This is a genomic window from Methyloversatilis discipulorum, assembly GCF_018780585.1.
GTDB classification, from domain to species: domain Bacteria; phylum Pseudomonadota; class Gammaproteobacteria; order Burkholderiales; family Rhodocyclaceae; genus Methyloversatilis; species Methyloversatilis discipulorum_B.
On the sequence record NZ_JADMJL010000017.1, the window covers coordinates 163,895 to 176,169 of the forward strand.

Sequence of the window (12,275 nt, forward strand, 5' to 3'; positions counted from 1 at the left end):
ATCGCATACACATGGCACCGCGCCGTCCGCCGGGCCGCCCCAAGGACGAGCGCAGCCCCTGCGGACGGCAGCGAACGAAGTGAGCGTGGGGGTCTCTCATTTACAGCGCCTGCATCAGCGACTGCATCATTTCGGTCTGCGTCGAGATCACCTTGCTGTTGGCCTGGTAGTTGCGCTGCGCGGACATCAGGCTCACCAGTTCCGACGTCATGTCGACGTTCGACTGCTCCAGCGCACCGCCGGTCAGCGAGCCGGCCATGCCGGTGCCCGGCGTGAAATAGAGCGGATCGCCGGACAGCGACGAACTGGTCCAGCTGGTGTCGCTGACCGGGGTCAGCGAAGCTTCGTCAGGGAACACCGCCAGCGCGATGCGGCCGACCGGTTCCTTCACGTTGTTGCTGTACTGCGCGATGACCGAACCGTCTTCGGCGATCTGCACGCCTATCATCGTGCCGGACGCGTAGCCGTTGGCGGCATTGACCCGCACGGTGGCGTCGCCGCCGAACTGCGTGGTGCCGGTGTAGTCGATGTCCACACTCAGCGCAGCTGCCCCCGCCGGCGTGCCGAGCGCCAGCGCGACCGGTGCGGCCGGCGTGACCAGCGCGCCGCTGGTGTTGAAGTCCATCACCGTCGTCGTCGGCAGTGCCGCACCATCGAAGGTGTAGTGGGCGGTGATCTGGTTGGTGCCGGTCTTGACGAAGTACTGACCGACGCTGTGCTTGCCGCCCAGCGAGTCATACACGACCGCGACCTGCGAACTGTTGAAGGTGAGCGGATTGGCCGGATCGAAAGGCGCGGCCGCCGGTGCCGCCCAGTCGGCCGACATGTTGCCGACGTACTGCAGCGTGTCGCTCGGCTTGGCCGGCACCTGGCCGGCAGGCACCTTGAGGTCGCCCATGGCGCCCAGCGTGGTGCTGCCGGACTGCATTTCGTAGCCCTGCAGCCGGCGGCCGAAGGTGTCGACGACATAGCCGTCCTTGTCGGTCGAGAAAATGCCGACGCGGCTGAACAGCGAGGCGCCGGCGGTATCGCGCGTCACGAAGAAGCCACGGCCCTGGATCGCCGCATCGAGTCCGCGACCGGTGGTGAGCACGCCGCCGCCGATGTCTATGCTCTGCGTCAGCGAAGCCACCTCGACGCCGGTCGGCTGGGTGCCGGCATACATCGCCGCGAAGTTGGCGCGGCTGGACTTGAAGCCATAAGTGCCGGTGTTGGCGATGTTGTTGCTGATGGTTTCGAGCTGGGTGTTGATCGCATTGATGCCGGACAGCGCGATTTCATAACTCATGGACCGTATCCTCTCTCTCAGTTGACCGACGTGGCCGGACGGCCGTTGAAACGTGTGATGTAGGCCGGCGACACCTCGCCCAGGCCGGCGACGTTGAGCGCCACATTGCCGTTGCCGGCCATGCGCACGCTGAGCAGCCGGCCGGCGATCTCGGTGGCCGGCGTCTCGCCGGTTTCGGTCTCGACACGCAGCGTATGCGCGCCGGCCGGCAGGCCGAGCGCGGCGGGATCGAGTTCGAACGGCACTTCGCCGGCCGCGCGGGTGCCGAGTTCGATGCGGCGCTCGACGCCGTCCGGGCCGCTCAGCACGAGTGTCGTGCGCGCGCTCGACGACGCCAGCGTGAACGCGCCGCTGACCGGCTCGCTGCCGACCTCGACGGTGTCCGTATTCACCATGATTTCCGAACCGACCTGGGCGCCGAGCGCCAGCACCTGCAGGCTGGACAGCACCGACGCATTGGCGCCAGTCTGCTGGGCCAGCGCCTGCAGCGACTCGACCTGGCTCAACTGCGTGAGCTGATTGACGAAGTCGCTCGGGTCGGTCGGCTCCAGCGGGTTCTGGTTGCGGATCTGCGCCACCAGCAGTCTGGTGAACAGTTCGGTCGGCGAGCCCTGTTCGCCGTTCGCCGCCTGCACCGCGTCGGACGCGCTGCCCTGGCTGCCTCCTACTACCTGACTGGTCTGCATGCCTCACCCTTCTCCAAGTTTCAGAAGGGCCTGCTGCATCGACTTGACGCGACCGAGCACCTCCACATTGGTTTCAAAGGCGCGCGACGCCGACATCATGTCGGTCATCTCGGCCACCGAATTCACATTGGTGTAGAAAACCATGCCGTCCTCGTCGGCCAGCGGGTTGTCCGGCTCGTACACCGAATGCAGCGGCTCGGTGCTCTCGACCACGTCGAGCACCTGCACGCGGCCGGCCACCGCCGGCGCACCGTCGATGTCCTCGCCGCCCAGCAGCGTGGCGAACACCGGCTTGCGCGCGCGGTAGGCCGCCTCTTCCGATCCGGACGCCGAATGCGCGTTGGCGAGGTTGCTGGAAATGGTGTTGAGCCGCACGGTCTGAGCGGCCATGGCCGAGCCGGCGATCTGGGTGATGTCGCGGAATGACATGGCTATTGTCCGGCGATGGCTTTCGCCAGCCCCTTGAGTTTCATGTTGGCGAAGGTGAGGCTGATCTGGAAATCGGAGGTGTTCTGCGAGAAGGCGGCCTGCTCGACGCCGAGCTCCACCGTGTTGCCGTCCTGCGCCGCGTGATACGGCACGCGATAGAGCGTTTCGCCGCCCTCGCTGTCGAGCGACAGGCCACCAGCCTCACCCGCCATCGCCTGCCGCAGGCTGGACGCGAAGTCGACGTCGCGCGCCTGATAGCCCGGCGTGTTCTGGTTGGCGATGTTTTCGGCGATCACCCGCGTGCGCTCGGCACGCAGTTGCAGCGCCTGGCCGTGCACACCGAGCGCCTTCCCGAAATCGATACCCATGTCGGCTCCTGTCTGGATGGGCGACAGACCGAACGCGCTCGCGACGATGCGAAAGCATGCGTTCATTCTGTCGGCCTGAATTAAGCGTATGCGTATAGTTCAGGGACACCATCGACAATCCGCCGGCGAACTTGAGGCCGCCGATGCGGATATTTCTCACGTTCGCATTGCTGCTATCGTCACCGGCCTCAGGAGATTCCGATGCACCGAAAGAGCCATTCCTTCAGCATGAACAACGTCGCCGGCCTGCTCGCTGTGCTGCTCTGTCTGCCTGCCGCCGCGCAGGCGGACACGACGGCACAGATCGTCCGCCAGGTGGATGCTGCGGCCCGCCAGCAGCTTGAACAGCAGGCCGAACGCATGGGCCTGGTCGACCCGCGCATCACGCTCACCGTGCAGCCGCCGAGCAAACCTCTGCCGCCCTGCGCAGGACGCATCGAGATCGAGGCGCAGGAGATGAAATCACCGTCTCACCTGCGCTACACCGTGCGCTGCGCCGACGACGGCGGATGGACGCGCAAGATGCAGGCGCGCGCGCGCATCGTCGCCGACGTCGTGGTCGCGGCCACCGACATTGCCGCCGGACATCCGATCGGCGACGCCGACATCGAAGTCGATGCCCGCGACGTAACCGCAGTCGCCGATTTCTTCGCCGATCCGGCCGACGTGATCGGCATGACCGGACGCCGCCCGCTGAAGGCCGGCGACCTGCTGCGCAAGCGTCTGCTGGCCACCGCAGTGCTGGTGAAGCGTGGCGACGAGGTGCACATCGTCGCGCGCAACCAGGGCATCGAGGTGCAGGTATCCGGCGAGACGCTCGACTCAGGTGGCATGGGCGATCTGGTCCGCGTGCGCAATCTGTCCTCGGGGACCGTGCTGCGCGCGCGGGTGACCGGCGCCGGCGAGGTCGAACCGGTCAGCCGCACCGCTCAGTAACCCTGCGCGCGGATCTGCCCGGCCACGCGCACCAGCTTGCTGGCGTAGTCCGGGTCGGTCGCGTAACCGCCCTGCACCAGCCCGGCAGCGAATGCCTGCACGTCCGCGCCAGCGTTCAGGGCGCCGGCGTAGCGCGGGTTGTCGAGCAGCAGTCGCGCGTAGTCGCGGAACGCCGAGGCGCCATCGACATAGCTGCGGAAGGCGGCGCTGACCTGCGCGGCAGCGCCATCCAGGTATTCCGTCGTGCGCGCCTCCACCGTTGCGCCGCGCCACGCGCCACCGGCCTTGATGCCGAACAGGTTGTGACTGTCGCTGCCGTCGGCCGCGCGCAGCGGCCTGCGCCCCCAGCCGGATTCGAGTGCCGCATGTGCAATGACGGCGTCGGTACTCACGCCCAGCTGGCGCGCCGCTTCGCTCGCCCAGGGACGGATGCCGGCGACGAAGTCGCGTCGTCCGGACTCGTCGGCGCCCGACGCATTGACGCCGTCAACGCCGCGCGTCGCGTTGCGCAGCAGCTGCGCTTCCGGACTGAGCGCTGCGGTGCTGCCGACGAGGTCAGCGCCAGCAGTCGATCCCTGCCGGATGAAGCGGCCGACTTCGGCCGACACTTCACCGAACAGCGGAGCGAACTGCCCGCCGGCACCGGTCGCTGCCGCCGGACGGGTCGGTTCGACATTGGGCATCAGCGCCCGCGCCGGTTCAGGCCGGAGCATAGGTCTGGTCCTCGCCGTGCAGCACACGCTGCATGATTTCGTACTGGTCGGTCATCAGCAGGCAGTTGCGTGCATTGAGCCGCTTGCATTCGGCGACCAGCGCCTCCAGCCGGGTCCACATCGCCCGACAGCGTTCGCGGCTGTCGTCCGGCAATTCGTCGAACACGCTGTCCATGCGGCCGCTGACGCCGTACAGGCTGCTCACCACGCGGGCGCGCAGCAGACGTCGCCCGTCGAGCACCTGCACCGCCTCGGTGATGCGTGCCGCCAGCGCGCGCAACGCCGTCGCGTCGTGGCGAAGCGCCGCGTGAAACTGGCTGTCGAGCATCAGGCGCAGCGCACCGTAATCCGCCACGTCGCTGAGTACGTCGCGCAGCAGGCGGGCGATGGCCTCGCCGCGCTTCATCCCTTGCTGCCGTGAAAACGTTCGATCAGACCGGCCAGCTTGTCGGCGTCGAAGGGCACCTCGCCGCGCGCCAGCGCCTCGCGCAGCGCATCGACGCGCGCCTGATCGATCTCCGGCAGTGCGCGCATCGCCTCCATCGCCGGCTGCAGCGTCGACGACTGCAACTTCGCAGGCGAAGCCGGTGCGACGGCCTGCGGCGCCTCCACCGGGCCGTTACCGCTGACCGCACCCGGCGCGCTGACGCCGGCTGCACCACTGCTTGTGATTCTCATCTGATGTCCTCTCGATCGTGTTCGCATGCAAGCTCACCTGTCCACGCGACTCAGCGGCCGGTGCCGGCCGGCGGCGCCACCAGCTGCGTTCGCAGCTGCTCCAGCGCATCCCGGTCCGGCATCGCTGCGTGCGCGCCTTCGGCGAAAGGCAGCCGCTCGTTCGGCAGACCATACATCGCCGCCACCAGCTCAGCCTGCCTGCTGGTCAGTATCAACAGTTCGATGCGCCGGTTCACGCCGGCCGTCGCATCTTCGGTATTCAGCGGCGCCCGGTCCGCCATGCCGACCACCTGCAGCACGCTGCCGGTCGGCATGCCGCCGGCCAGCAGCTGCGAGCGGGCGGTCAGCGCGCGATTGCTCGACAGCGTCCAGTTCGAGAACGCCGCGTGATCACGATTCGCATACTGCACCGAATCGGTGTGACCAACGATGAGCATCTGGTTCTCCATCTGCGCGAACAGCGGCCCCAGCGAACGCAGCAGCTTGCGGAAGCGCTCGGTGGCGAAGGAGCTGCCGCGGTCGAACATGCCCTGCTGGTCGGTGTCGTGCAGCATCACGCGCAGGCCATAAGGCGTAACCACCGACTGCAGATTGCCTTCGAGGCCGGCGTCCGCGCTCATCTTCTTCATCACGCGGGCGAGCGCCTGCATATCGGCGGCGGATTCGTAACGCACGCGCGCCGTGCGCGGGCCGTCCGCCGGCGCGGTCTCGCCACGCGCGGCACTTTCGCCGGGCGCTGACATGCCTTCGCGCGGCGGCATCGGCTCGCGCTCGATCAGGCTGCCGCGCGGGCCGCCGAGCGACTGCGCCATCAGGCCGCTGCCTTCGTCGATGCGGCTGCTGTCGGACGCGCGCAGCACCTGCTCCAGCGATTCCTGTTCGCGCGAGGCGAGCAGCCACAGCACCAGAAAGAGGCAGAGCAACGCCAGGCAGAAGTCGGCGAAAGCCACCTTCCACGAACCGCCGTGCGACTCCTCGTGTCCCTTTCCGGACACGCGCTTGACGACGGTTGCGCCATGCGCGTCAGGCTTCGACACGTTTGTCTCCGGCACGGCGGCGCGGCGTGGCATCCGGATCGCCGGCGCCCTGCATCGCGTTGATCCAGCTTTCGAGTCGGGCGAAGCTCGGCTTGATGTTCAGCTGCACCAGGCGACGACCGGCGTCGATCGCCAGCAGCGGTGGCTTGCCGGACACATGGGTGACCAGCACCACCTTCACCGACTCCAGGGCCTGAAGCTCCTCGCCCACCAGCTGCTTCATCATGTTGCTGATCGGATCGAGCACGCCGTAGCAGAAGAAGATGCCGATGAAGGTGCCGACCATGGCCGAGCCGACGCGCACCGCGATCTCGCCGGTGCCTGCGCCGTCGGCCACGACGTTCATCGTCATCACGATGCCCAGCACCGCGGCCAGGATGCCGAAGCCCGGCATCGCCTCGCCTATCTTGCCGAGCGAACGCGCCGGCTGCGACATTTCCTCGTGGATGGCCTCGATTTCCTGTTCGAGCACGCCTTCGAGCTCGTGCGCGTTGATCTTGCCCATCGCCATCAGCCGGAAGTTGTCGACGATGAAGTGCAGCAGCTTCGGCTCTTCGAGTATCAGCGGATAGCGGCGGAACATTTCGCTCTCCTGCGGCGCCTCGACGTGGGCGTCCAGCGCCTTCAGGCCGCCGGCCGCGGTCTGCAGCAGTTCGTACATCAGCAGCAGCAGCTGGCGCTGGAACTCCTCGCCCTGCTTGCGCCGCAGCATCACCTTGCGCAACTGCAGCCACATCTCCTTCAGCACGTGTCCTGGGTTGCCGAGCACGATGGCGCCGGCCGCGGCGCCGACGATGATGATCAGTTCGATCGGTTCCCAGATCACTGCGAGCTTCCCGCCATGCAGCATGAAGCCGCCGAACACGCTGATCAGGATGATGGCGACGCCTACGATGGACTGCATGATTCGTTTCCTCTTCGTTCGCCCCGGCGGTCAGCCGAGGAAGGCCTTCATTTTCCTGAGCGCGCCCTTGTTGATCTGGCAGATGCGCGCTTCGGTCAGGTCCAGCACCGCCGCGATCTCGCGGTAGCTGAGTTCGAATTCGTAATAGAGCTGGATCACGCGCTGTTCGCGCTCGTCCAGCTGCGTCAGGGCCTGCGCAAGACTGCGCCGGGTCATCAGCTGTTCTTCCGGCGACAGGCCTGCAGCCGCCATCTCGTGCATTTCGCCAACCAGTTCGTCGAAGCTGGCGATGGTTTCGGCGTTCTCGGCCAGCAGGTGGGCCTGGAAGGCGTCGGCCTCGATGCCGAGCGCAGCGCATGCCTCGGCTTCGGTCGGTTCGCGGCCAAGCTGACGGGTCAGCGCGCGCACCGCGTCACGGGTGCGATGACTGTCCTGGCGTACGGTGCGCGGCCGCCAGTCCTGCCGTCGCAGTTCGTCGAGGATGGCGCCGCGCACGCGCAGCGCCGCATAGCCACCGAAACCGGGATCGGGTGTGCCGTAGCGGCGCAACGATTCGAGCAGGCCGAGCAGGCCGATCTGCTCCATGTCCTCACGGTCCATCGCTCCGGAGACCTGGGACAGCAGCTGGCGGACGATGCGCTTGACCAGCGGGGCGTACTCCACCAGCCAGCGCTGCTCCTCGGCGGCGTTCAGCGTGCGCGCCGCCGCGCTGCTCACCTCGGCGTAGTCCGAATGCATGTCCATGTCATTCAACGATCAGCTTGCCGACCATCGCCTCGACGAAGGGCTTGCTGCGATGCGCCTTGTCGTAGTCTTCCGTGAAGGCTCGGTTGACCTCGGCCGCCAACTCGTCGATGGTCATCGCGCTGACCTGCTGCGCGGTCATCGACGCCAGCGCGCGTACCGCGATGCTGCGCAGCAGCGGCAGGTGCTCCTTGGTGTCCTTCTCCTTCTCGATGGCGGTGGTGAACACCAGATCCATCGACATGTAGCGCGTCACGTTCTCCTCCGGCGCGCGTCGCAGCATGACGACCACCTTGTCGAGGCTCACGTACTTCTGCGGCACGGCCTCCTTCGGCACCGCAGCCTGAGCGTCGGCGCCGCCAGCGTCCTTCATGCCGAACCACCAGACCGCGCCGCCGCCAGCCGCCGCCAGCACGACGCCGACCACCGCGAAAATGATCGCCTTCTTCATCGGATTCAGCTCCCGTCCGTCGCCAGAGCGAAGCGCGACATCCCGGCCCCGGCCTGTGCCTCGGCCAGTGCCTCACCCGGGTTCTCGTCGTCCCTGCCCTGCTGTTGTTGTCCCGAGCGTGAGCGGCCGTCGGCGTCGCGGCCGTTGGCATCGCGACCGGATTCGGCGACGACCACGGTTACGTCGCCCTGCGCATGGCGCTGGCCAAGATCGGCGCGCAGGCTGTCGCCGATGGCGTGGAGCTGTCGCAGCACCTCGCCGTTGCTGGCGCTCAGATGCACCTGCAGCGCACCTCCCACATCCTGCTGCACGATGATTTCGATGCGGCCGAGCGTCGGCGGGTCGAGGCGGATCACCGCCCGCTCGCCATGCTGCACGGTCTGCAGTTGCAGGCGTTCGCCCAATGCATCGGTCAGCGGCTGCTGCCAGCTGTGCGGCGAGGCCGGGACGAGCTTCAGTACGGTCTCGGCTGACGCCGGTGCCGATGGCATGACCGCCGCTTGCAGACCATGTGCCGACTGCGGCACCGGCTGTACGGTCTCGACGACGTCAGCGCGCGGTCCGTCGGTCGGCAGCGACGGCAGCACAGCTGCGGCGCCACCGGCAGGGGCCACCGGTGCGAGCGCGCGGCCGGCTGCGGCAGCCGGGGCGGACTGCAGCGGCTGCGACGGCAACGGAAGCGGCACCGCCAGTACAGAGACGGGCAGTGCCGGGGCTTCGCCGGACTGCACTTCGTCGGCCCCCACGTCGTGTTCGGCGATGCCACTGCTCGCGTGCAGCGCGGCCGGCAGCGATGACTGCGACGGCAGGCGGGCATCGAAGGCAGCACGGTCCACACCCGGCATATCGGTGTCGGTCCGCTGCGTCGATGCTTCGCCTACGACGACGTCCGGCGACGCGAGACCGAGCGCGCGGAACAGATCCACGAAGGCCTGCGGTGCACTCGTGGCCGACGTCGGCAAAAGGCCGGCCGACGGTGCAGGCAGCGCCGGTGCCGACGTCGGCAGCGTTGCCGGCGCCGCACTGCCCAGGGTGAGGATGTTTTGCGTCATGAGTGGCTACCGGAAAGTTCGAGGTCGTATGCGTAGGCCATCCAGCCGTCACGCCCGGCGCCCAGTTCGGACAGCCGTTCGCCGAGGCGTTCGCCCGCTTCGACGCAGCGTGCAAGCGCGCCGTCGTGTGCCTTGCGCAACGCAAGCAGCGCATCGCGATCGGCCAGAGACAGATCGCGTCGGTCGGCGACGCCCTGCAGCACGGCGGCCAGCTCACGATCGGCGGCCGCCAGCGTGGCCCAGTCATCGCTCAGCGCGGCCACTTCGAGCCGGCGGGCGATGCGGGCGAAGGTATGGCGGTCAGTCATGTCCGTCCGCCAGTCCGACCCAACCGCGGCGCAAGGTGCCGAGCAAGCCGCTCACCTCGTCCAGCGGTGCGGTGTCGAGCTTGATGCCGCCTTCGCTGAGGCGCCACGCGCAGTAGTCGTACAGCCAGTCCAGATTGGCCACGACGTCGCCGCCGCTGTCCGGATCGAGCGAACTGGCCAGGCCGTTCAGCATGTCGACGCAGCGGTCGAGGCTGAGCGCCTTCTGTTCGTAGCGCCCGGCTTCGATGTGGGCGCGTGCGCGCGCGATCTCCTCGAGCAGGCCGTCCATCAGGATCAGCACGAGCTGCACCGGGGTCGCGCGCGCCGTCTGCGCATTCAGATTGACGGCGTGGTAGCTCTGGTAGGCGTCGTAGTTCAAGGCATGGGTTTCCGGTTTCGTTGGCGGACAGGCAGTCCTCAGCTGGCCGACGAGCTCGCGAACAGCGCGTCGAACATGCTGGTGGTCTGCCCCATCTGCGACTGCAGCGACTGCAGTTGCGTGAACTGCACGAGATAACGCTGGTAAGCGTTGTCGTACTGCAGGTCGATACGGGTCTGGCGCGTGGTGAGCGCCTTCTGCTGGCTCTGCACGGTGTCCTTGCGGCGCTGGATCTGGCCGCCGGCGGAGTCGAGCCAGACGTCCATATAGCTGGCGAAACCACCGAGCAGCCCGCTGCCGGAACTGGTGCTGGCACTGCCGAACAGACTGTCGATGGCATCCGGATTGGCGGCGATCGCTTTGTCCAGCTTGGTCGAGTCAAGGGACAGCCTGCCGTTGCGGTCGGCGCTGACGCCGAAATCCATCAGGCGCAAGCCGCCGACCTCCTGGCGGACCAGGCTGTCGAGCCGATTGCGCAGCGACCGTATGCCGGAGTCGGAAGCAAAAGCCGCCGCCGCGACGCCGCTTTCGGCATCGCCGGTGCTGGTCAGCTCGTCCAGGCTGGTCTTCAGCTTGTTGAAGGCGTCGATGAAGCTCTGCACATTGGCCGCGGTACCACCGCTGTCGCCCGCCACCTTCAGCGTCAGCGGCGCCTCGCCCGCCGCCATCGCGCGGGTGAAGTTCATCGTCACACCCTGGATGGCGGTGAAGGTGTTCGACGCCTGCTGCAGACGCACGCCGCTTCCCTGCGCACCCAGCCACACGACGGCATCGCGCGCCGCCGTCAGTTCGCTGCCATTGTCGAGCGAATCCTTGAACGCGCCAGCGGGCAGGCCGCTGGTGTCCAGCGTGATCTGGCCGTCGGCACCTGTTTCGGTCGACGACAGCACCAGCTGCGTCTGGCCGCCGGCGGTCATCACCATCGCCGTGACCTTGCCCTGGTTGCCGCTGGCCTGATTGATGGCGCGCGCCATCTCGGTCTGCGACAGCGTGCCGTCGGCGTCCATGTCGGCGCCGGAGAAATCGACACCGATGGTTGCACCGCCGGCGAGGTTGATGCTGAGCATGCCGCTCATCGGCACCGGCACCGCCGGCAGATCGGTGAACACCACCTGGTGGGCGCTGGCGACCTGCTCGACGAACAGCGGATACTCACCCGCCACCGCCCCGGGCGAAGCGCTCGCCGTGCCGACGCCGGTGCCGCTCAGCGTGGCGGTGTTCTGCGTGACGCCCTTCTTCGACGACAGCGTCGACAAGGCGCTGTCGAAGGCCTGCAGCGCACTTTGCAGCTTGGTCAGCGCCGACGTCGTGGCCTGCGCTTTCTTGCTCTGCGTGTCGACCTGGGTCTGCGACGCGCTGATGTAGGCGGTCGCAAGCTGCGAGGCGGTGGTGACGGGATCGAAAGTGCTCATGTCTGGCTCCTGTGAACGGTTAGCGGACGCGTCCACCGTTCAAGGCGACCGGCGTGAACAAAAACTGAAATCGATGCGGAACGGACGCTCACGGCGCACGCCCCCACACCTGGACGGCGATGTCGTCCTGCCGCTTCTGTTCGCTGACGCGCGCACCGTGCGCGGCCATGCTGCGCTGGCGCAGCAGCACCTGGTCGAGCACTTCGCAGCGGCGCGAAACAAGCGCCAGTTCGCGCCGCGCCAGATCGATCTCGATCTCGTGGGCGGCCAGTTCCTGCCGGTGCACCACCACCATGTCGGCCACCGACTGCTTGTAGCCGGCACTGTTCATCGACAGCAGCGGGTGCAGCGAGCCGGTCTGCGGCACGCCGTCGCACAGCGACTGCAGCCGTTCGATATTGCCCAGATAGCGCTGGCGCAATGCCAGCTTGCCGGCCATGTCGGCCTGCAGGCGGGCCACCTCGCGCTCGCGCACGTCCACCAGTCTCGCCAGCGTGCGAATGGATGTCTTCGTCGTCATGCCGCCAGCTCCAGCATGCGCGCCACGCACTGCACCATCGGCGCCGCTTCGGCCACGCCCTGGCGCAGATAGGCCTCGATGTCCGGATACAGCGACACCGCGTGATCGGTCTGCGGATCGGCGCCGGCAACATAGGCGCCGAGCGGGATCAGGTCGCGCACCTGGGCATGGCGCGACGCCATTTCCTTCACCCTGCGTGCGGCATTGAGATGCGCCTTGTCGACCACCAGCGCCATGCAGCGACTGATCGACGCGGCGATGTCGATGGCCGGGTAGTGACCGCGTTCGGCCAGTTCGCGCGTCAGCACGATGTGACCGTCGAGGATGGCGCGGGCGGTGTCGACCACCGGGTCCTGCTGGTCGTCGCCCT

17 protein-coding genes and 2 pseudogenes are annotated in these 12,275 nt (G+C 67.5%); 1 reads left to right on the forward strand and 18 read right to left on the reverse strand.

Annotated features, from left to right (window positions below; genetic code table 11):
• Positions 1-100: 100 nt before the first annotated feature.
• Genes IV112_RS09225 through flgB form a run of 4 tightly spaced genes read right to left on the reverse strand, consistent with a single transcriptional unit; the run spans position 101 to position 2,837 of the window.
• Complete coding sequence (locus IV112_RS09225; RefSeq protein ID WP_304003113.1) at positions 101-1,288, reverse strand: flagellar hook protein FlgE; 1,188 nt, start codon at positions 1,286-1,288, stop codon at positions 101-103.
• A 17-nt stretch (positions 1,289-1,305) separates the two neighbouring features.
• The gene (locus tag IV112_RS09230) at positions 1,306-1,974 is read right to left on the reverse strand and encodes a flagellar hook capping FlgD N-terminal domain-containing protein (RefSeq protein WP_304003115.1); all 669 of its coding nucleotides are present in this window, start codon (positions 1,972-1,974) and stop codon (positions 1,306-1,308) included.
• 3 nt (positions 1,975-1,977) lie between these two features.
• Entirely contained in the window at positions 1,978-2,403 is a 426-nt protein-coding gene (gene flgC / locus IV112_RS09235) for a flagellar basal body rod protein FlgC (protein WP_304003118.1), read from the reverse strand.
• Between the two features lie 2 nt (positions 2,404-2,405).
• Positions 2,406-2,837 (reverse strand): flagellar basal body rod protein FlgB, encoded by a 432-nt coding sequence (gene flgB, locus IV112_RS09240; protein WP_304003121.1) that lies wholly within the window; start codon positions 2,835-2,837, stop codon positions 2,406-2,408.
• Between the two features lie 135 nt (positions 2,838-2,972).
• Between flgB and flgA the strand changes: the two genes are divergently transcribed.
• The gene (gene flgA, locus IV112_RS09245) at positions 2,973-3,707 is read left to right on the forward strand and encodes a flagellar basal body P-ring formation chaperone FlgA (RefSeq protein WP_304003123.1); all 735 of its coding nucleotides are present in this window, start codon (positions 2,973-2,975) and stop codon (positions 3,705-3,707) included.
• On the opposite strand, the gene flgJ is transcribed toward flgA, so the two are convergent.
• From flgJ to fliI, 14 genes and pseudogenes are all read right to left on the reverse strand, one after another.
• Entirely contained in the window at positions 3,701-4,420 is a 720-nt protein-coding gene (flgJ, locus tag IV112_RS09250; protein ID WP_304003125.1) for a flagellar assembly peptidoglycan hydrolase FlgJ, read from the reverse strand. The two genes, flgA and flgJ, sit on opposite strands and share 7 nt — an antisense overlap.
• Positions 4,407-4,826 carry a flagellar export chaperone FlgN gene (gene flgN, locus IV112_RS09255; protein ID WP_304003127.1) on the reverse strand — a complete coding sequence of 140 codons (420 nt, stop codon included), beginning with the start codon at positions 4,824-4,826 and terminating at the stop codon, positions 4,407-4,409. Before flgN ends, flgJ begins: the two co-directional genes overlap by 14 nt.
• The gene (flgM, locus tag IV112_RS09260; protein WP_020164143.1) at positions 4,823-5,098 is read right to left on the reverse strand and encodes a flagellar biosynthesis anti-sigma factor FlgM; all 276 of its coding nucleotides are present in this window, start codon (positions 5,096-5,098) and stop codon (positions 4,823-4,825) included. Before flgM ends, flgN begins: the two co-directional genes overlap by 4 nt.
• Positions 5,099-5,148: 50 nt before the next feature.
• Positions 5,149-6,135, reverse strand: a complete 987-nt coding sequence (locus IV112_RS09265) for a flagellar motor protein MotB (RefSeq protein ID WP_304003129.1) — start codon at positions 6,133-6,135, stop codon at positions 5,149-5,151.
• Positions 6,122-7,039, reverse strand: a complete 918-nt coding sequence (gene motA, locus IV112_RS09270; protein WP_019918822.1) for a flagellar motor stator protein MotA — start codon at positions 7,037-7,039, stop codon at positions 6,122-6,124. The genes IV112_RS09265 and motA overlap by 14 nt, the downstream gene beginning before the upstream one ends.
• 30 nt (positions 7,040-7,069) lie before the next feature.
• The gene (locus IV112_RS09275) at positions 7,070-7,777 is read right to left on the reverse strand and encodes a FliA/WhiG family RNA polymerase sigma factor (RefSeq protein WP_304003131.1); all 708 of its coding nucleotides are present in this window, start codon (positions 7,775-7,777) and stop codon (positions 7,070-7,072) included.
• 7 nt (positions 7,778-7,784) lie between these two features.
• Entirely contained in the window at positions 7,785-8,234 is a 450-nt protein-coding gene (locus tag IV112_RS09280) for a flagellar basal body-associated FliL family protein (RefSeq protein WP_304003132.1), read from the reverse strand.
• A 5-nt stretch (positions 8,235-8,239) separates the two neighbouring features.
• Positions 8,240-9,286 (reverse strand): flagellar hook-length control protein FliK, encoded by a 1,047-nt coding sequence (locus IV112_RS09285; protein ID WP_304003133.1) that lies wholly within the window; start codon positions 9,284-9,286, stop codon positions 8,240-8,242.
• The gene (locus IV112_RS09290) at positions 9,283-9,594 is read right to left on the reverse strand and encodes a hypothetical protein (protein WP_304003134.1); all 312 of its coding nucleotides are present in this window, start codon (positions 9,592-9,594) and stop codon (positions 9,283-9,285) included. Before IV112_RS09290 ends, IV112_RS09285 begins: the two co-directional genes overlap by 4 nt.
• Complete coding sequence (gene fliS / locus IV112_RS09295; protein ID WP_304003135.1) at positions 9,587-9,973, reverse strand: flagellar export chaperone FliS; 387 nt, start codon at positions 9,971-9,973, stop codon at positions 9,587-9,589. The genes IV112_RS09290 and fliS overlap by 8 nt, the downstream gene beginning before the upstream one ends.
• Positions 9,974-10,011: 38 nt before the next feature.
• Positions 10,012-10,947, reverse strand: a complete 936-nt coding sequence (gene fliD / locus IV112_RS09300) for a flagellar filament capping protein FliD (protein WP_438362232.1) — start codon at positions 10,945-10,947, stop codon at positions 10,012-10,014.
• 153 nt (positions 10,948-11,100) lie between these two features.
• Positions 11,101-11,385: pseudogene (locus IV112_RS21550) on the reverse strand (flagellar cap protein FliD N-terminal domain-containing protein); the annotation flags it as partial.
• Positions 11,386-11,473: 88 nt separating this feature from the next.
• Complete coding sequence (locus IV112_RS09305) at positions 11,474-11,905, reverse strand: hypothetical protein (RefSeq protein ID WP_304003137.1); 432 nt, start codon at positions 11,903-11,905, stop codon at positions 11,474-11,476.
• A pseudogene (gene fliI, locus IV112_RS09310) lies at positions 11,902-12,275 on the reverse strand (flagellum-specific ATP synthase FliI); the annotation flags it as partial. The pseudogene fliI and the gene IV112_RS09305, both read right to left, overlap by 4 nt.